Here is a 19,601-nt window from a genome sequence, read left to right as displayed (position 1 = left end):
GCAACGGAAAAGGAACTGAGAAATGGCATTGCAACGAATCCTGGCGGTGGATGACGAACCTTTCAACCTCGAAATCATCGAAGAAATACTTGAAGACCTCGACTTTGAATTACTGACTGTAACCAGTGGGCAGGAATGCCTGGATGTTATTGAGGATTTCGCGCCTCAGGTCGTATTGCTGGATGTCAGCATGCCGCAGATGAATGGGTATGAGGTATGTAAGAAGATCAAAGCTAATCTGGAAACGCAGAACATCATTGTGATGTTTGTGTCGGCACGAGGATCGGTTGAAGAGCGCATGGAAGGCTACGCAGTTGGTGCGGAGGATTACATCGTTAAGCCGTTTGGCCACAGTGAATTAAAAGCCAAGTTGCTTAATTTAGGGCAGATGTTGCTGGAGCGTGATATCCTGGAGCAGCAGGTCGAAGACGCAACTTCCACGGCGTTCAATGCCATGGCGACCAGCAGTGAAATGGGATTTATCGTCAGTTACATTGAACAGATCGGTGTCATTGATGACATTCAGGCGTTAGCAAAGGCTCTGATCCAGTGCCTCAGTAATTTAGGGTTAAGCTGCAATATTGAGTTTCGGGTCGATGAGCAGCGTCATCATTTTGCCACTGCGGGACTGTGTTCCCCAATTGTGCTGGAGTTGTTTGAAATATTGCGTTCGAAGGGCCGTTTGCATGAGTTTACCAGCCGGATCCTGGTGAACTACAATCTGGTGAGTGTGCTGATCCTGAACATGCCCTCAGAAGACGCGGACAAACACGGTCGGCTCAGAGATCATATTTGTTTTATCGCCAGTGTGACTGAGCAGCAATTGCTGGCGATTCTGACCCGTAAGCAGTTGCTGTCTCAGCAAGCTGAGCTCAATGATGCTATTTCTATGATCCACAGTAAGTTCACCGGATTGTTGGCTTTGCTCAACAACAACCGCTCTCAGAATGAATCCATCTTTCGCCGTCTTCAGGAGGTGTTTGAGCAGCGGATCCCAACCATGGGGTTGGATGAGGATCAGGAAGTATTCATTTATCAGCATGTCGACGAAGCCATTCAGGGTTCAATTGCCAGGGAAGAAGCGATTATGCAGGTGCGCGAAGCGTTTACTGAAATTGAAAGCGATTTGTCATTACTCAGCTCTGCAGGAAAGCATGCTGAATAGCTGAATAGCTGAATAGCTGGATACGTGTTGTCACCGCAATCTTTGAGGTGTAATTGCGGTTAAAAACACAGCAGGAGGCCAATGTTGATTCACATGATTAAGCGTCCCGAGGCAGGCCTTTTTCGATGATCCGGATCAGCCGGGCGTTTTTACGCTGTTGCTCGGTGCGTTTGGTGCGCTGTTGTGCCAGGGCCCAAGTTATATGCTCTTTGACAAGATCTGAGGCCGACTCCAGGCGTGCTTCAAGTACCTGGATTATCTGTTCGTCAGGCTCTGCATTGCCTAATCCAACGGCTAAGTTCCGTAGCCAGCGTTCATGGCCAATACGGCGAATGGGGCTGCCTTCAGTGTTTTTTAGAAAAGTTGCTTCGTCCCACTGAAAAAGTGTCAGCAGCTCCTGATCTTTGAGTTGCTGACGGGGATGAAAATCCTGCTCATCGGTAAGCTGGCCGTAGCGGTTCCACGGACACACCAGCTGACAGTCGTCACAGCCGTATACCCGGTTGCCCAACAGTGGGCGGTATTGTTCGGGGATCGGACCCTGTAATTCTATTGTCAGGTAAGAAATACATTTGCGGGCATCTACTACATAAGGTTCTACAATGGCTCCGGTCGGGCAAAGTGTGATACAGGCGTTGCACTTGCCACAGCCTTCTTCCTGAGGATTGTTATCAACTGGCAGGGGCAAATCCACGAACAGCTCACCAAGAAAAAACCACGAGCCGGCTTGTTTGTGGATCAGCAAGCTGTTTTTGCCACGCCAGCCGAGTCCGGCTTTTTCTGCCAACTGTCGCTCCAGCACTGGCGCTGAATCGACAAAGGGACGAAAGCCAAACTGACCGACGTCCTGTTCAATGCGCTGGCCGAGTTTCTTTAATCGGTTGCGGATCACTTTGTGATAGTCCCGGCCCAGTGCATAACGACTGATGTAGGCGGTTTGTTTATTGTTGAGCGCGCGGGCGAAACTGGCATCGGGTGGCAGGTAGTTCATTTTCACCGAGACCACTCTTTGAGTGCCTGGCACAAGCTCTGCAGGGCGGGCACGCTTCATACCATGTGCTGCCATGTATTCCATCTCGCCATGATAGCCATTATCAAGCCAACGCTGTAGCTGCGCTTCATGCTCGCTGAGGTCTATGTCGGTAATGCCGACTTCAGCAAAGCCAAGTTCTTTGCCCCAAAGCTTAATTTTTTGCGCAAGTTCAGTATAGTTAATATCAACAGAAGAATGAGTAGTGGTTGTCACGGAATGTCTATATCACAAGCAAAATACCTGACTAATTTACCACAAGTTGCCTATACGGCCCAAGCGGTACAAACGAATGAAGCCGAAGCCGCGCGTCTTGCGGGCACCACATTAAGTGCCTTGATGCAGCGCGCGGGGGCTGCCTTATTTGATTACGTCAGTAGCCTGGCACCGAGTGGCCCAATATTAATTCTCACGGGCAAGGGCAATAACGGGGGCGATGGTTATGTTCTTGCGCGTTTGTGTCATCAGGCAGGTATGAGGGCTGAAGTGCTGGCCTTGTTCGATCCGCAGCAACTTCAGGGTGATGCGTACGAGGCGTACCGGGATTATCTGAGCAGTGGCGGTGTTGTGCTGGATAGCATGCAGCCAGGCAGTGCGCCGGGTTTAATCGTCGATGCTGTCTTTGGCAGTGGCTTTCGTGGTCAGTTGCCCGAGAACGTTGCTGCGGTATTTCGACGCTTTGCTCAGAGCTCGGCACACCGGCTTGCCGTTGATATCCCCAGCGGTGTCAATGGCTCAACCAGCGAAGTTGCCTGTGATGCCTTTATTGCTGATGCCACGATGACTTTCATTGCGTTAAAGCAAGGGCTATTAAGTGGTTCAGCCAAGCGCCATACCGGCAGTGTGTATCTGGCACCGTTAGGGGTAGGTCAAGAGTTTGCTCAATTGGTATGTCCCTCAAGCCATTACTTTAGTGCAGAAACGTTACTGGCAAAGCGCCCTGTGCGGTCCATTGATACGTATAAAAACCGCTGTGGTCACGTTTTATTGATTGGCGGCGGTCCGGGGATGGCTGGCGCGATACGTTTGGCTGCCGAAGCCTGTTTACGCGCTGGCGCAGGCCTGGTGAGTGTGGCAACACACCCGGACAATCAGGCCATGGTCCTGCAAGGCCGTTATGAACTTATGGTGCATGGTGTTGCAAACGCCCAAGAGTTGACGCCTTTGCTGGACAAGGCCGATACGCTGGTGATTGGCCCAGGGTTAGGTCAGTCAGAATGGGCACAGGCGCTATTCGAGGCTGTACGCTCGTGTGAGCAACATGTTGTTGTCGACGCCGATGGGCTGAATTTACTGGCGAGCCAGCCTATGCAGTGGCAAAATGCGATTTTGACCCCGCATTGGGGAGAGGCAATGAGACTCAGCACTGCCGTTACAACAGACGCTAAAACCCTTAGTCGCTTCGATATGAGTAATGCACTTGTTCAGCATTATCTGGCCTGTGTGGTACTCAAGGGGCCTGGGACTTTGGTTCAGCAGGCAAAGCGAATAAATATCAATCGCTCGGGATGTGCTGCCATGGCCAGTGCTGGGATGGGCGATGTATTATCTGGTATAATTGCGGCTTTGTTAGCGCAGGGCCTGAGTAAATTTGATGCGGCTATGTTAGCGGTGTATATTCATGGTCTTGCGGCTGAAAAAGCGGCACATGACGGCGCGCATGGGTTGCTGGCAAGCGATTTATTTGTCCATATTAGAGGTATTATCGGATGAGTGTCGATATGACATTAGAAATTGATCTGGCTGATGAAGCCGCAACCATTGCCCTGGGAAGCCAGCTGGCCACATTGATTGATTCGGGGGCGGTATTCTATTTGCATGGTGATTTGGGCGCCGGCAAAACAACACTGACACGTGGTATTGTGCAGGGGCTGGGCCATCAGGGGAATGTAAAAAGCCCGACCTATACCTTAGTTGAACCGTATGAGTTGGGTGAGATCAGTATTTATCACTTTGACTTGTATCGTTTGGGGGACCCTGAAGAGCTTGAGTTTATGGGGATCCGGGATTATTTTGCACCGCACGCTGTGTGCATTGTCGAGTGGCCTGAAAAAGGCGCAGGCGTGATCCCAACAGCAGATATGGACATTGATTTGGCCTATCATGGTGCAGGGCGCCGTGCGGTATTAAGGCCACATACAGAACGAGGAAAGCAGCTTGCTGAAGCTATAAGTCGATATGCGTAGTGCGATAATAAGAATTAGCTTTACCCTGTTTGCGCTGAGCGTGTTATTACTCGCCAGTGCTGCGCAGGCAAAAAACAAAATCAACGGTGTGCGTGTCTGGCCTTCACCCGAAAGCACGCGCGTTGTGTTTGATTTGTCTGAAAAACCAGAATACAGCTACTTTATGCTGAAAAACCCGCTACGACTGGTGATCGATCTGGAAAATACCAGTAAGCTCAAGCAACTGCCTACCTTGCCTAAAGAACACAAGATTGTTCAAAAACTTCGCTACAGTCAGGCAAAGAGTCGCAACAGTACCCGAGTGGTGATGGAGTTAAGCCGGGCTGCCAAACCCGTCATTTTTGCGCTTGCGCCTACCGGACCGTATAAAGATCGTCTGGTGGTGGACCTGTATGGTCAGCAAAAGAGCCTTTATGCCAGTAAATCCACGCAAAGTAAGAAGCGCGAGCTGGCGAAAGACAGAGATATCATTATAGCCATTGATGCCGGGCATGGTGGGGAAGACCCCGGTTCCATTGGACCTGCTGGCACCTATGAAAAAAACGTTACATTGCCAATTGCCAAACGACTTGCTCGCCTGATCGATAAGGAGCCGGGCATGCAGGCGCGTCTGACCCGCACGGGTGATTATTATATTAAGCTGAACACACGTACTGCACGGGCCAGAGAGCGTCAGGCAGACTTTTTTGTGTCTATTCACGCCGATGCGTTTTCGCGTCCAGAGCCGAGAGGTGCGTCGGTATGGATCCTATCGTTACGCCGCGCCAATTCTGAAGTGGGTAAATGGCTGGAAGACAAAGAAAAGCACTCTCAGTTGTTAGGGGGAGCTGCGGATGTGATTAAAGACACTGCCAACGAAAAGTACCTGGCGAAAGCACTGCTAGATATGTCGATGGATCATTCGATGAAAACCGGTTTTAAGGTGGCCGAAGAGGTCGTTGGTGAGCTGAAGAAGGTTACTAAGTTACATAAAAAACGCCCTCAGGCGGCAAATTTTGGGGTGCTGAAGTCACCGGATATACCCTCAATTTTGGTCGAAACCGGATTTATTTCCAACCCACAGGAAGAAAAGCAGCTCAAAACCAGCTATCACCAGCAACGCCTTGCAAACGCGATATTTAAGTCAATTAAGCGTTACTATCAGCAAAATCCGCCGGACAACACCTTGTTTGCGAGCCTGAAAAACAATAAGCCGCTGCGCCATAAGGTACAACGGGGAGAATCACTGAGTGTGCTGGCCGCGCGTTATGGCACAACGGTGTCAGCGCTTAAAAAGGCAAATCGCTTGACTAAGAATACCTTGTATATAGGTCAGGTACTGACCATTCCGAAGGCGTAAACTGTGAGCATTGAAATTTTACCAGCCAGGCTGGCCAACCAGATAGCTGCGGGTGAGGTGGTTGAGCGTCCCGCGTCAGTGGTCAAAGAGCTGGTTGAAAACAGCATTGATGCCGGTGCGACACGCATTCAGATAGACATAGAGCGTGGCGGCCATAAACTGATCCGGATCCGGGATAATGGTGCTGGAATCGTCAAAGATGAATTGACTTTGGCGTTGTCCCGTCACGCAACCAGTAAGCTGAAAACTCTGGACGACCTGGAGTGTATTGCTTCACTGGGGTTTCGTGGTGAAGCCCTCGCTTCAATCAGCTCGGTATCGCGGCTAACTCTGAGCTCCAAGCCAGCAGAGCAGGAAACGGCTTGGCAGGCATTTGCCGAGGGTCGTGATATGACGGTTCAGATCCAACCAACAGCACACCCCAATGGCACCACTATTGAAGTGAAGGATCTGTTCTTTAATACGCCGGCGAGGCGTAAGTTTTTGCGTACTGAAAAAACTGAATTCAGCCATATTGATGAGCTGATCAAACGCATTGCATTGAGTCGCTTTGACCTGGCTTTGACGCTCACTCATAACCAGAAAGTGATCAGACAGTTTCGTGCCCGGCCTGATCCATACAGCGTAGAGCGAGTTGCTCAGGTTGCCGGTAAAATCTTTGCACAACAAGCAAGTTTTGTTGAGTCTGGCCATGATGGCCTGAAGTTGTATGGCTGGGTCCTGCCAGTGGGCAGCAGTAATCAAACTCAGTACACTTACGTGAATGGCCGCATGATGCGAGATAAGCTCATTTTGCATGCTATTCGACAAGCGTTTGAAGAAACCGCTGGGGCCGTTGATACACCCGGGTTTGTGATTTATCTGGAGTTGGATCCCACTCAGGTTGATGTCAATGTACATCCGGCTAAGCATGAAGTGCGCTTTCATCAGGCCCGGCTGATCCATGACTTTATCGTACAGGCTGTGAAACAGGTGGTGCTCAGTGAGTCCCCGGAATTACCTTTACCGGTGGCCGAGCCTCAGCTGGCGACCAATGTTATAAATGACGCTCAAGAACCCCTCAGCCCGTCGGTGTCTGAACAGTTTACTTTACAGGATACACGTCAACACCAGGCATATCGCTCGCCGTTACAGAGTGACTATGGATCGGTGCAAGATAGCGCTCGGGCTCCTGTTTCAGGAGCTGGCTCCGCAGCGTTTACGGCCAACCCAGGTTATCGTAGTGGTGCGAAAAGCAGCAACAGTTCAGGCTCTGCTAAGTCCCGGCAAGTTAATGTAAACGAGCTATATCAGGGGATGGCTACGGTTGCTGATATGCCGCAGCTGGCACCTGTGGTAGACGAGCAGATAAAACCACAGCGCACAGAAGTAACCCGTTTTCTTGTCTTGGCTGAAGGAGCCGTGCTTTTTACTCAGGAAGGTGAGCTCAGGCTGGGGCACTGTCGAGATGGTCTGATTGAGGCCTGGCAGGCGCAAATTGAGCAAGATGGTACCTTACAGGGCAAAGCCTTGTTGTTGCCGGTGCGCGTTAACCTCAGTGCGGAGGAAATTACGAGCGTGGTAGCGCAGGAATCCTGGCTGACATTATTGGGCTTTGCTATTCAGGCACATGAGCGTTATGTGATGATTAAAAAGCTGCCGCTAAGTTTATACAGCCTGGACGTGCCACAGTGCCTTGAAAAGGTACTGAGTGTTTGCGCAATGAAGGAGCAGACACTGGATGCCTGGTTAAACTGGCTACAAGTAACCACCCCCGCAGGATATTTTTATTCGCAACACTTTGCGGCAGTGGCAGAAAAAATCATAAAAAATGGCAGAAGCTGTGCTCAAATTGAGGCAAAAGCGGTTACAATAGATCAAAGCAAGTTATCAAGCTTGTCCCAACAAGAACGGTGAGTTCTTGTCCTGTCTGCAACCGCTGAACGGTTGCAGCACCAACAGCAGTAGAGAAACAGCGTGCAAGCAAAACCCGTTATTACCTTGATGGGGCCAACCGCCGCCGGTAAAACCGCGTTGGCCATTGAGCTCTGTCAACAATTAAACAGTGAGATTATCAGTGTGGACTCTGCACTGGTCTATAAAGGTATGGACATAGGTACTGCGAAGCCTGATGCTGCTGAGCAGGCCATGGCGCCGCATCACCTGATTGATATACTGGATCCGGCTGAGAGTTATTCTGTTGCAGATTTTCGACGTGATGCCATTGCCTGTATCGATCGTTTGCACCAGCAAGGTAAAGTGCCTGTGTTGGTTGGTGGTACTATGATGTACTTTAAAGGGCTGATCGAGGGGTTGTCACCCTTACCGGAAGCCTGTCCAAAAGTGCGCGAAACACTGGAAAAAGAGGCAAACGCACAGGGCTGGCCTGCTTTACACGCGCAGCTGACGGAGATAGACCCACAAGCGGCGAGCAAAATCAGTGAAAACGACTCACAGCGGATTAATAGAGCGCTGGAAGTCTATCGTCTGACAGGCAAAACGATGACGGAATTGCAAAAAGCCAAACAAGCGCCTTTGCCTTATCAGTTTCACCAGTTTGCAATTGCTCCGAAGGATCGTAAGATACTGCACGAAAGGATAGAAAAAAGATTTAAAATAATGCTGGATCAGGGCTTTAAAAACGAAGTTTTGGCCTTATATCAGCGAGATGATTTGCATCCAGATTTGCCTTCCATTCGTTGTGTGGGGTATCGGCAGATGTGGGAGCATTTGGCTGGTGAGTGCGATTATGAAGAAATGCTCTTCAAAGGGATCGCAGCAACCAGGCAGTTAGCGAAGCGCCAATTAACCTGGTTACGTAGTTGGCCAGATGTCACCTGGCTTGAAACCGACGGGCAAGAAAACTTGCAACGTGTATTAAGTTCGCTAAGCTAATAGAGGTTGGGGCAATCTTTTTATTCAGATTACTTCAACTATCTCAACATAATAACACCTAGAACGAAGGATAAGAACATGGCAAAAGGCCAATCGTTACAAGACCCATTTTTGAATGTCTTACGTCGTGAGCGCATTCCCGTTTCCATCTTTTTAGTTAACGGTATCAAATTACAAGGCAAGATCCAGTCCTTTGATCAGTTCGTCATCTTGCTTGAAAACACTGTAAATCAAATGGTTTACAAACATGCCATTTCCACTGTGGTGCCTGCTCGTGCTGTAAATTTCCAGAACACTCAAGGTAATGACAGTGCAGATCATGGCGAAGATGGTAACTTTTAATCGTTTTTAGTCGATAGTAGGAGCGTAATGCTTGTTTGACCGTTATGAAGCCGGCGAACAGGCAGTCTTAGTACATATAGAGTTTCCGAATGAAGGAGATCGAGAAGATCTTCGCGAGCTGGAAATGCTAGTGTCTTCTGCTGGTGTTAGTTGTTTGACGGTTGTGCAAGGCAGCCGTCAGGCGCCTCACCCGAAATTATTTGTCGGGACGGGGAAAGCAGAAGAAATCGCTGAGATTGTCAGAACTCACAATGCAGATGTCATCATCTTTAATCATCAACTCAGTCCCTCTCAAGAGCGCAACTTAGAGCGTGTCTGCCGTTGTCGTGTATTAGATAGAACGACCTTAATTTTAGATATTTTTGCTCAACGTGCACGTACCCACGAAGGTAAATTGCAGGTTGAATTGGCGCAGCTACGGCATATTTCAACTCGCCTGATCCGCGGCTGGACTCACCTTGAAAGACAAAAAGGCGGGATAGGCTTGCGTGGGCCGGGTGAAACTCAGCTGGAAACTGACCGACGGTTACTCAGAGAGCGGATTAAAAGTATCCGTAAACGACTCGAAAAGGTAGCAACAGTGCGCGAGCAAGGGCGTCGTGCCCGCAGTCGTAATGAAATTCCGACGGTGTCGCTGGTTGGCTATACCAACGCGGGAAAGTCGACCTTATTTAACCATGTGACACATGCAGATGTGTATGCGGCTGATCAGCTCTTTGCGACTTTGGATCCAACACTAAGAAAGCTAGAGATAGCGGATGTTGGGCCGGTGATCTTTGCCGATACAGTTGGATTTATACGTCATTTACCTCACGACCTGGTTGCCGCATTTAAAGCTACTCTGACAGAAACACGAGAAGCAGATTTGCAGCTGCATGTTGTGGATGTGGCAGATCAGAGAAGAAAAGAAAATATAGAAGAGGTACAATCGGTCCTCAAAGAAATTGACGCCGATGAAATTCCTCAACTGTTGGTTTACAACAAAATTGATCTGGTTGACGAGATCAACCCTAAAATAGACAGAGATGAGCAAGGTGTTCCGGTGCGCGTTTGGTTATCGGCCCACACTGGTGAAGGCAGTGAGTTGCTTGAACAGGCAATTTCAGAGTTGTTGGCGAAGAAGATTTTTGCTCATAAGCTCATTGTACCGCCGGCATTTGGCAAGTTACGTGGCGCTTTGTTCAACCTCAATGCGGTCAATGGCGAGTCTTATGATGAGGCCGGAAATTGGCTGTTGGATATCAGACTGCCGCAGGCTGACTGGGAAAGGTTAAAGAAAGAGCAGGGGCAAGAAATAGAGCAATTTGTGGTTGGGGATTGAAAAAGCCGCATATCGCACGCATTTCTCTATTAGATCTCTGTGTTTTTTGTTAGATTTAGATTAATTCATTTTATAACAATGGAGTATAGCTATGGCCTGGAACGAACCGGGTAATAATGGCAATGATAACGACCCGTGGAAGAACCGCGGCGGTCGTGATCAGGGGCCACCTGACTTAGACGAGGTATTCCGCAAATTCAACAACAAGTTTGGCGGTATGTTTGGCGGTAAGCCAGGCAAAGGCGGTGGTATCGGCGGTGCCGGTACGGTATTTGTGCTGCTGATTGCTTTTGTTGTTTGGGCACTGAGCGGTATTTACACAGTGAAAGAAGCCGAACGTGGCATCGTGCTGCAATTCGGTGAATTTAACCGTATCGCCGAGCCGGGCCTGCGCTGGAAAATGACTTTCATTGAGCGTGTTATCCCCATTGATATTGAAGCGGTTCGCTCACTGTCAGCATCCGGCTTTATGCTGACCGAAGACGAAAACGTGGTAAGTGTCGAGTTTGAAGTACAGTATCGAGTGGTTGATCCGACTTTGTATCGCTTCAGCGTAACCGATGCTGATCACAGCTTGCAGCAAGCACTTGATAGTGCATTGCGTTATGTTGTCGGTCACTCTCGCATGGACCAGGTCTTAACCACAGGTCGTGAGTTAGTGCGTCAGCGCACCTGGGATGAGCTAACCAAAATCATCGAACCTTATAATCTGGGCATTATCGTTACCGATGTGAACTTTAAAGACTCACGTCCACCTGCAGAAGTTAAAGATGCGTTCGATGACGCTATCGCAGCACAGGAAGATGAAGAACGTTTCATTCGTGAAGCAGAAGCCTATGCAAGAGAAATTGAGCCTCGTGCTCGTGGTCAGGTAACGCGTATGACTCAGGAGGCTGAAGGTTACAAAGAGCGTATCACACTGGAAGCACAGGGTGAGGTTGAGCGCTTTGAAAAACTGCTGCCGGAGTATCAGGCTGCCAAGCAGGTTACGCGTGAGCGTCTGTACATCGAAACCATGGAACAAGTGCTGGGTAACAGCTCTAAAGTACTGGTTGATGTAAAAGGCGGTAATAACATGATGTATCTGCCGTTAGATAAAATTATGCAGCAAGGTAAGCCGGGCTCTCAGGTCACCTTACCGAGCCAGAATGACATCAATCAGCTACGTCAATCACTAGGTCAGTCACGCAACAGCACAGTTAACAGCAGTGATGATCGTTTTTCACGTGACCGTTTTAACAATGGTGGGAGGTAACTGATATGAAAAACATGACTGTCGTAGGATTGATCATTGCCGCATTTTTGGCTTTCTCATCGGTGTTTGTTGTCACAGAAGGGCAGCGCGCCATTGTTTTACTGTTCAGTAAAGTACAAAAAGACAGCCAGGATAACGCTGTGGTTTATGAGCCGGGTCTGCACCTGAAGGTGCCATTCTTCAGTCAGGTACGTCGTATTGATGCACGTATTCAGACGCTCGATGGTGCGCCAGACCGGTTCGTGACCAGCGAGAAAAAAGACCTGATCGTTGATTCATTCGTAAAGTGGCGTGTGAACGATTTCTCCGCTTACTATCTGCGTGCCAGAGGTGATAAACAGTACGCTGAAACTCTGTTGAAGCAGAAAGTGAACAATGGTCTGAGAACCAACTTCGGTTCGCGTACCATTAAGGAAATCGTTTCGGGTGAGCGTAGTGAGCTGATGGAAGAAGCACTGGTACAGGCATCTGAAAGTGCCCAGGAACTGGGTATTGAAGTACTGGACGTGCGCGTGAAGCAAATTAACCTGCCGAATGAAGTTAGTAACTCTATTTTCCAGCGGATGCGTGCTGAACGTACAGCTGTTGCCAAAGAGCACCGCTCAGAAGGTCAGGAAAAGGCTGAAATCATTCGTGCTGAAGTTGACCGCCGAGTAACGGTTATGCTGGCAGATGCGGAACGTAATGCACGTGCCGTACGTGGTCAGGGTGATGCGCAGGCTGCGAAAATTTATGCTGACGCCTACAACAAAGATCCGGAGTTCTTCGGATTTGTTCGCTCGCTGGAAGCATATAAAAATACCTTCACCAGCAAAGGTGATGTCATGGTATTGTCACCAGACAGTGAGTTCTTTGATTACATGAAGAACAAAAAAGGTGAATAAGCCCATCTTCGGTTGACATCACTGACCTGGTGTCAGGTGGTATAAAAAACCTCGCAGTAGCGGGGTTTTTTACATTTTAGTGATTTCTATTTCCCGTTGTTGGTGACATCACTCTGATCAGATGAGATAAAGAAAACCGTCTAAATTCATCAGGATCCCGGCGAGTGCGGAAAAAATAGCCGTAATGGGGTGTTTTGAACGGGCTTTTCTGATAAAATCTGCGCCTAATTTTTTCTAAGTGATTTTGCAATGGGTAAAAACGTCGTTGTATTGGGCACCCAGTGGGGTGACGAAGGTAAAGGTAAGGTTGTAGACCTGCTGACAGATAAGGCTTCTTTGGTTGTTCGCTATCAGGGCGGACATAATGCGGGCCACACACTGGTGATCAACGGTGAAAAAACCGTTCTGCACCTTATCCCGTCAGGCATTTTGCGTGATAACGTAAAATGTATTATCGGTAACGGTGTGGTATTGGCACCAGACGCGCTAATGAAAGAAGTACGCATGCTGGAAGAGCGTGGCGTACCAGTTCGTGAACGTTTGTTGATCAGTGAAGCTTGTCCGTTGATCTTGCCTTACCATGTTGCTTTGGATCAGGCGCGTGAATTGGCACGTGGTAACAAAGCAATCGGTACAACTGGACGTGGTATCGGCCCTGCTTATGAAGACAAAGTAGCGCGTCGTGGCCTGCGTGTTGGCGATTTGTTCAACCCTGAACAGTTTGCAGCTAAGCTCAAAGAAGTGCTTGAGTACCATAACTTCAGCCTGGTTAACTACTACAAAGTAGATCCAGTTGACTTCCAGAAGACCTATGATGAAGCAATGGAAATTGCTCAAATCCTGAAGTCTATGGTTGTCGACGTAACCGAGCTGTTGGATCAAACGCGTCTGAAGGGCGACAATATCCTGTTTGAAGGCGCTCAAGGCACCCTGCTTGATATCGACCATGGTACATACCCTTATGTCACCTCGTCTAATACCACAGCCGGTGGTGTTGCGACTGGTGCTGGTTTTGGTCCTTTGCACCTGGACTATGTACTGGGTATCGTAAAAGCTTACACCACGCGTGTTGGTTCAGGCCCGTTCCCGACAGAGCTTTACGACGGTCAGGACAAGCAAGATCCAGTTGGTAAACACCTTGGTGAGAAAGGCCACGAGTTTGGTGCTACCACAGGTCGTTTGCGTCGTACTGGTTGGTTTGATGCCGTGGCAATGCGTCGTGCAATCCAAATCAACAGCATTTCAGGTTTCTGTCTGACTAAACTGGATGTACTGGATGGTCTTGAGACTATCAAGATCTGTACTGGTTACCAGTTGGAAGATGGCACGGTAACGAACGTGACACCTCTGGCTGCTGAAGGCTACGAGAAAGTCACGCCAGTCTACGAAGAGATGCCTGGCTGGTCAGAAAACACCTTTGGTGCAACGACGGTTGAAGCGCTGCCAGAAGCCGCTGTTAACTACATCAAGCGTCTTGAAGAACTGACTGGTGTGCCAATCGACATCATTTCAACCGGCCCGGACCGCGTTGAAACTATGATTGTTCGCAACCCATTCGGCGAATAAGCATTGAAAATAAAAAAAGCTGCTACGGCAGCTTTTTTTATGTCTGCAACACCGCGTCATATCTTCCAAGCCTGCGCTGTGGCACATTTATTGTATAATTAATCTCAGTGTGTCATTGGTACGTATCGAATATGAACAAGCATCTAAGTATGATATCTGCGCTAATTGTAAGCACTTGCTTACTTTTTAGCCCTTACTCTCAAAGTGAAGAGGCGATAGAGGCTGTCCCCTTATACAGTCAGGCAGAGTTACTGGAATTGATCAGCCGTAATGCGCATCTGAAGCGCGTGAAAGACGACGAATGTCAGCTGGTTCAGGATATTGAAGCCCGCGCCGAAATAATGGCGCTGCCCTCCTATCAGTTTCTGTATGGCGATATGCTGGCCTACGCGGTATGTGTAGAGCGCAATGTGGAACTTGGCTTATATTATATGCGTAAGGCTGCTGAGCAGGGGTTAGCGCCGGCGCTGGAACAACTTGGTCGCTATTATGACCTGGGTAAACTGGTGCAGATGGATAAGCGTATGGCGATCACTTATTTGCGTGAGGCTTCCGTGTTGGGTAATTTAAAAGCTCAATTACGTCTGGTCGACCTGTTTAATAAAGGCTATGGCAGCCCCCGGGATTATGAGGATGCCTATCGCTGGCTATTCCATGCGGCCGTTGCTGATAAAAAGTTGCATAAGCGCATCGAAACCGCGCTCGCATTGCTGGCGCAGAAAATGCCGGACAGCGTCGTAAAGCGTGCCCGGCTACCTATGTAAAGCTAAAGCGCTTTAGTCGCCGAGCTTTTCTCCTATAGGCGCTTCTTTTTGCGCCGGATCTCTGAGTACCGACAGCTTGGGAGGTTGCAGTGCCAGTACGCGCTCCCCGCTGCTTGGCGCATTTTTCATATCCGGCGTAAATGGGCGCACGGGCAAACCATCATCGTTTTTACCGGCTTCTCCAATGATAAACAGTGGAATGGCTTCTTTATTTACTTCCTGATATTGCGACCAGGTGAACTCCTCTGACAGCCTGGTTGCGCTAACTTTGCCACCCTTGGCCATCATGCTGCTTAGTTTGGCATAGTTACCTTCATCGCCAAACAGCAACTGACGAGATAAGAAAGTGGCACTGTCTTTATTTGCTTTGGCATGGTTGGTTGAGGATTTGAGAGAAAAGACATTCTGTTCGCCCAGCAGATGCGAAAAATACTGCACACCAAGCGCATTATGATGACGGTTGGGAGACAGTGCCATGACTGATTTCAGGCTGGTCAGGGGCAGGTAACGCTCCGCGTGCTCGGATTGCGGGTTACCATAGTAACAGGGCAGTCCGTCCATCCGTGCCATTTTACAGTTTTCCCACGCTGGATCAGACAGGTAAACATCGACATTTTGTTCTGTGAGTCCTTTGGCGATGGCGCGTGATACATGGTTCGCCCCTATGAGTAATAAGGTGTTGGGCGCGGGCTGGCGAACTTTGAGCAGGCGTGCCAGGGGGGTTGCTGTCAGGCTTTGTAAGATGACGGTGACGATGATCACCATAAAGATCAGCGGCACCATTTTGTTGGCGTCGGGATAACCTGATTGCATCATACTCAATGCGAATACGGAGCCGACTGCCGCTGCCACTATGCCGCGCGGCGCGATCCAGGCAAGTATCAGCCGGGAGCGCAGTGGTAGATCACTACCAAAAGTGGATACTGCGATACTCAGGGGCCGGGCCACAAACAACACAATGGCCAGAAAGATGAACACGTCGCTATCCAGTAGCATGAGGTCTTCCAGTTGCAGTCGTGCAGCGAGCAGAATGAACAGACTGGAGATCAGGATCATAGATAAATCTTCTTTGAACTCAAGTACCGAATCAATTTCCAGGTCGTCCTGATTGGCAAGCCAGATGCCAAAAATGGTTACGGCTAGCAGGCCAGATTCGTGGCTCAGATGGTTCGCCAGAGTAAAGCTGAACAGCACCAATGCCAGGATACCAAACTTATGCAGCTCATAGGGGAGCCACTCGCGCCGAATGATAGTCGTCGTGAGCCAGCCTGCGACAATGCCCACTGAGGTGCCTACACCCAGCGTTGAAAACAATGCCAGCATGGTATGACTAAATACGGCGGCCTCACCCACCTGATTGACGGCTTCAAATACCAAGACGGCAAAGAGTGCACCTATGGGGTCAATGACAATCCCTTCCCAGCGCAGGATCCGATCAATGTCTTTTTGTGGCCGCATGGCATTGAGCATGGGGGCTATCACAGTGGGGCCTGTAACCACCAGTACTGCGCCCAATACCGCTGCCACTCGCCAGTCCAGTTCTAACAGCCAAATAGCGCTGGCGGTGAGAATAGTAAATGTGGTGAGCATACCTATGGAGCATAAGTTTCTGACGACTTTCCCTATCCCTTTAAGCTCATGAAAGTGTAACGTCAACGCCCCCTCAAATAAGATAATGGCAACAGACAGGGAGACGACAGGAAACAGCAGATCGCCAAGCAGTTGATCCGGTTGTAGCTGACCAGAAATAGGGCCAAGCAACAGACCCGTAAGCAGTAAAAACAAAATAGCCGGTACCCGGCAAATCCAGGCAAGCCATTGGGCTAAAACAGAAAATAATGCAATCCCGGCAATATAAATAGCTGACATAGCTGCTCCCACAAGTTGGGGTAAATGTAATTATAGTGTTTGCTTGGTTATAGCACAGTCAAACAACAAATAAAGTGTTAGTTCTGCTCGAAATAGCAACAAGCATGACTTTTTTTACAGTGTGTCCATCCAATAAGTGACGCTGATTTTTGGTCATAATATGGTGATATTTATAGACTATCAATTACACTTATGGCGACCATAAAGCACCTATATCTGCAAGGGTTGCAATGCCCCTGTCATCTGCGTTAAGGTAATAAGCGTTTATTCGAGCGGGCTACGCGCCCATCATCAATCTACTCATGTGCGCAATTATTCATTGCGATCAGGCCTTTTTTGCCACACCAAACCATGGTGAGCCTGCAAAAAACGGCTCGACCAGCGGAGCAAGGCTCTTTGGTCACAATCAATCTTTCTTAGTTTTCGCAGCCACAGTTGCTTGCCAGTTCTGAATTATTCAGTGCATGCTTGTTAGGGGTCTGGTTGTATGTCGTTTCGAAATACGTGTTGTATTCGTGTGAGCGGGTATTTCGAAGCCGTTGTTATCTTATCTTTTGTGGTCGCGTAAGCTGACTAAGGCGTGTTGTAGTATCAATCAAGGTGCTGCGCGCATGAGGATAAAAGGTAAAACGGAAAAAACATGTCAATCGAAACATCTCAACGCATCGTGATAAAAATCGGCAGTGCGTTAATTGCGCCAGAGCAGGATGGCTGTCGTTCTCGCTACCTGCTGAACATTGCTCAGTTCATTGTACAGTGCCGTGCCAAAGGCAAAGAGGTGCTACTGGTGTCATCCGGCGCCGTGGCCGCAGGGTCGCACTTGTTTAAGAACAAAGATAAAAGTTCGGTAGCGGTAAAAAAGGCCATGGCAGCGGCAGGGCAGACCGAAATGATCTCGACTTGGGAGCGTTTTTTTGACTTTCCTTCAGCTCAGTTATTGCTAACCCATGGTGATTTACGAGACCGCGATCGATACAACAGTATTCGTGAAACATTGTTCACTTTACTGGAGCAAGGGATCCTGCCTATTATCAACGAGAATGATGCGGTGACAACGGATGCGCTAAAGGTTGGTGATAACGACAACTTGTCAGCGATGGTTGCGGCAGCAGCGGACGCAGATTGCCTGATCATCTGTTCAGATGTGAATGGCTTGTATGACAAAGACCCGAATAAAAACGCGGATGCCAGGTTGTTAGATACGGTGGGTGAACTCACCCCAGAGATTTATGCAATGACGGGCGGCCCGACCAGCAGTGTTGGCACCGGAGGCATGAAAACTAAGTTACAAGCGGCGGAAAAAGCCACCTCTCATGGTATTGTGACTTATATCGTGAACGGGTTTAACGAAGATACCTTCACTGAATTGCTTAATGGTGCTAACCCAGGAACACGTTTTCTGCCTTATGACACACCTATGCATGAAGCGCTGCACTGGATGACACACACCGCGTCAGAGCAGGGGGAGTTGATTGTTGAAGCTGGCCAGTTTGACGCATTGAGCTGTGATGACATCGTTGCCGTCAATGGTGATTTTTCAGCAGGTGAAACCGTACTGGTCAGGAGCGAAGATGGACAGAAGTTGGCAAAAGCAAGCTGTAATTATAGTAGCTGTTTGCTTAATTTTATTGCCCAGCAGGATAAAGATATAGTGACCGAACAGGTTCAAAATAGTATCGGGCCTGTTATCTCACAAAATGATATTGCCGTATTTGAGGAAAGAAATTCATGAGCTTAATTACAGACATTGCACATAATGCCGCACAGGCGGCAAAAACTCTGGCGCTTTTATCCAGCACCCAAAAAGACGCGGTATTGCGTGGTATGGCAGGCGCGCTCAGAGCCAATATGGATGCAATCATTGATGCTAACCAACGGGATCTGGCAGCGGCACGTGATAATCAGTTGCCCGCTGCGATGGTTGATCGCCTGACACTCACGCCAGAGCGCATTGAAGATATGGCACAGGGAATTGAAACCATTATCGAATTACCCGATCCGGTTGGTACAGTGCGTGATCTAGGCTCACGACCCAATGGCATTGAGATCCGAAAAATGCGGGTGCCTCTGGGGGTCGTCTGTATGATTTATGAAGCTCGCCCAAATGTGACAGCAGATGCTGGTGCGTTATGCTTTAAATCGGGTAATGGGGTGATCCTGCGCGGCGGTAAAGAGGCACTGCAAAGCTCGCTTGAAATTGCCTCTGTGCTACATACCGTGCTGGAAGCCCATGATCTGCCTAAGGCTTTGATTAGCGTGATCCCCGATCCGGACCGTAGCCTGATGATGGAGCTAATGCAGCAAAAAGACTACATTGATCTGATCATCCCGCGCGGTGGTGAAGGCCTGATCCAGTTTGTGACCCAAAATAGTACCGTGCCGGTGATCCAGCATTTTAAAGGGGTATGTCATCTGTATGTCGATAAGGATGCGGATCTTGATAAGGCGCTGCAGTTGCTACTTAACGGTAAAACCCAACGCACAGGCGTATGTAACGCACTTGAAGGGCTGATTGTCCATCAGGACATTGCTGAGCAGTTTTTACCACAAGCCGCAGAGGCTTTGCAGCAGCGCGGTGTTAAGATCAATGCCGATCAGGCGAGTGCCGGCTACTTCGACAATGCTACAGTGTTAGCGGATGATGAGTTTGGTGAAGAGTACCTGAGCCTGGAGATTGCCATTAAACAAGTGGCTGATTTCAAGGCGGCTGTGGCACACATTGATCGTTTTGGCAGTCATCACACCGAAGTGATCTGTACGCAGGATATGCAGACTGCGGACTTGTTTCAGCGCAGCGTTGATGCTTCGGTAGTCATGGTGAATGCTTCATCACGGTTCAGTGATGGTGGTCAGCTTGGGTTGGGCGCAGAAATTGGTATCGCAACAACCAAGTTGCATGCTTACGGTCCGATGGGGCTGGAATCTTTGACGACTGAAAAATACCTGGTGAATGGCGACGGCCAGATCAGAAGTTGATTTTTTATGGGGGCAAGGATGACCCACTAC

The 19,601-nt window shown here is 49.0% G+C and carries 16 protein-coding genes; 14 read left to right on the top strand and 2 right to left on the bottom strand.

The features are described from left to right. The first annotated feature begins 22 nt into the window (after positions 1–22). Positions 23–1,165, top strand: a complete 1,143-nt coding sequence (locus tag CWC22_RS16250) for a response regulator (RefSeq protein WP_125560775.1) — start codon at positions 23–25, stop codon at positions 1,163–1,165. Positions 1,166–1,262: 97 nt separating this feature from the next. Here CWC22_RS16250 and queG read toward each other — a convergent pair whose 3' ends face one another. Continuing rightward, positions 1,263–2,411, bottom strand: a complete 1,149-nt coding sequence (gene queG, locus CWC22_RS16245; RefSeq protein ID WP_138538723.1) for a tRNA epoxyqueuosine(34) reductase QueG — start codon at positions 2,409–2,411, stop codon at positions 1,263–1,265. Between the two features lie 3 nt (positions 2,412–2,414). Here queG and CWC22_RS16240 point away from each other — a divergent pair, with 3 nt between their 5' ends. From CWC22_RS16240 to CWC22_RS16190, 11 genes are all read left to right on the top strand, one after another. Next, positions 2,415–3,908, top strand: a complete 1,494-nt coding sequence (locus CWC22_RS16240) for an NAD(P)H-hydrate dehydratase (protein WP_138538724.1) — start codon at positions 2,415–2,417, stop codon at positions 3,906–3,908. Positions 3,909–3,916: 8 nt separating this feature from the next. Then, positions 3,917–4,381, top strand: a complete 465-nt coding sequence (gene tsaE / locus CWC22_RS16235) for a tRNA (adenosine(37)-N6)-threonylcarbamoyltransferase complex ATPase subunit type 1 TsaE (RefSeq protein WP_125560769.1) — start codon at positions 3,917–3,919, stop codon at positions 4,379–4,381. Further along, positions 4,374–5,720: an N-acetylmuramoyl-L-alanine amidase gene (locus tag CWC22_RS16230; protein ID WP_125560767.1), complete on the top strand. Its 1,347-nt coding sequence runs from the start codon at positions 4,374–4,376 to the stop codon at positions 5,718–5,720. The genes tsaE and CWC22_RS16230 overlap by 8 nt, the downstream gene beginning before the upstream one ends. A 3-nt stretch (positions 5,721–5,723) precedes the next feature. Next, entirely contained in the window at positions 5,724–7,616 is a 1,893-nt protein-coding gene (gene mutL / locus CWC22_RS16225) for a DNA mismatch repair endonuclease MutL (RefSeq protein WP_138538725.1), read from the top strand. Positions 7,617–7,676: 60 nt separating this feature from the next. After that, positions 7,677–8,594: a tRNA (adenosine(37)-N6)-dimethylallyltransferase MiaA gene (gene miaA / locus CWC22_RS16220; RefSeq protein WP_138538726.1), complete on the top strand. Its 918-nt coding sequence runs from the start codon at positions 7,677–7,679 to the stop codon at positions 8,592–8,594. A gap of 78 nt (positions 8,595–8,672) precedes the next feature. Further along, entirely contained in the window at positions 8,673–8,936 is a 264-nt protein-coding gene (hfq, locus tag CWC22_RS16215) for an RNA chaperone Hfq (RefSeq protein WP_125560761.1), read from the top strand. Positions 8,937–8,967: 31 nt separating this feature from the next. After that, on the top strand, positions 8,968–10,257 hold the full coding sequence (gene hflX / locus CWC22_RS16210; RefSeq protein ID WP_125560759.1) for a ribosome rescue GTPase HflX: 1,290 nt from the start codon (positions 8,968–8,970) through the stop codon (positions 10,255–10,257). 91 nt (positions 10,258–10,348) lie between these two features. Continuing rightward, positions 10,349–11,512 (top strand): FtsH protease activity modulator HflK, encoded by a 1,164-nt coding sequence (hflK, locus tag CWC22_RS16205; RefSeq protein ID WP_010383980.1) that lies wholly within the window; start codon positions 10,349–10,351, stop codon positions 11,510–11,512. A gap of 5 nt (positions 11,513–11,517) precedes the next feature. Then, a complete protein-coding gene (gene hflC, locus CWC22_RS16200; protein ID WP_010383983.1) occupies positions 11,518–12,396 on the top strand; it encodes a protease modulator HflC in 879 nt (292 codons plus the stop codon). A 249-nt stretch (positions 12,397–12,645) separates the two neighbouring features. Continuing rightward, positions 12,646–13,962, top strand: a complete 1,317-nt coding sequence (locus tag CWC22_RS16195; protein ID WP_010383986.1) for an adenylosuccinate synthase — start codon at positions 12,646–12,648, stop codon at positions 13,960–13,962. Positions 13,963–14,111: 149 nt separating this feature from the next. Beyond that, positions 14,112–14,726 carry a tetratricopeptide repeat protein gene (locus CWC22_RS16190; protein WP_125560755.1) on the top strand — a complete coding sequence of 205 codons (615 nt, stop codon included), beginning with the start codon at positions 14,112–14,114 and terminating at the stop codon, positions 14,724–14,726. Positions 14,727–14,738: 12 nt separating this feature from the next. On the opposite strand, the gene CWC22_RS16185 is transcribed toward CWC22_RS16190, so the two are convergent. After that, positions 14,739–16,595, bottom strand: coding sequence for a cation:proton antiporter (locus CWC22_RS16185; RefSeq protein ID WP_138538727.1), 1,857 nt, complete (start codon positions 16,593–16,595; stop codon positions 14,739–14,741). Between the two features lie 640 nt (positions 16,596–17,235). Between CWC22_RS16185 and proB the strand changes: the two genes are divergently transcribed. Further along, a complete protein-coding gene (proB, locus tag CWC22_RS16180) occupies positions 17,236–18,327 on the top strand; it encodes a glutamate 5-kinase (protein WP_138538728.1) in 1,092 nt (363 codons plus the stop codon). Next, entirely contained in the window at positions 18,324–19,571 is a 1,248-nt protein-coding gene (locus CWC22_RS16175; protein ID WP_138538729.1) for a glutamate-5-semialdehyde dehydrogenase, read from the top strand. The genes proB and CWC22_RS16175 overlap by 4 nt, the downstream gene beginning before the upstream one ends. Positions 19,572–19,601 lie beyond the last annotated feature (30 nt).

It is taken from the genome of Pseudoalteromonas rubra (genome assembly GCF_005886805.2).
Taxonomy (GTDB): domain Bacteria; phylum Pseudomonadota; class Gammaproteobacteria; order Enterobacterales; family Alteromonadaceae; genus Pseudoalteromonas; species Pseudoalteromonas rubra_D.
This window is presented reverse-complemented; position numbering and strand designations above follow the sequence as displayed.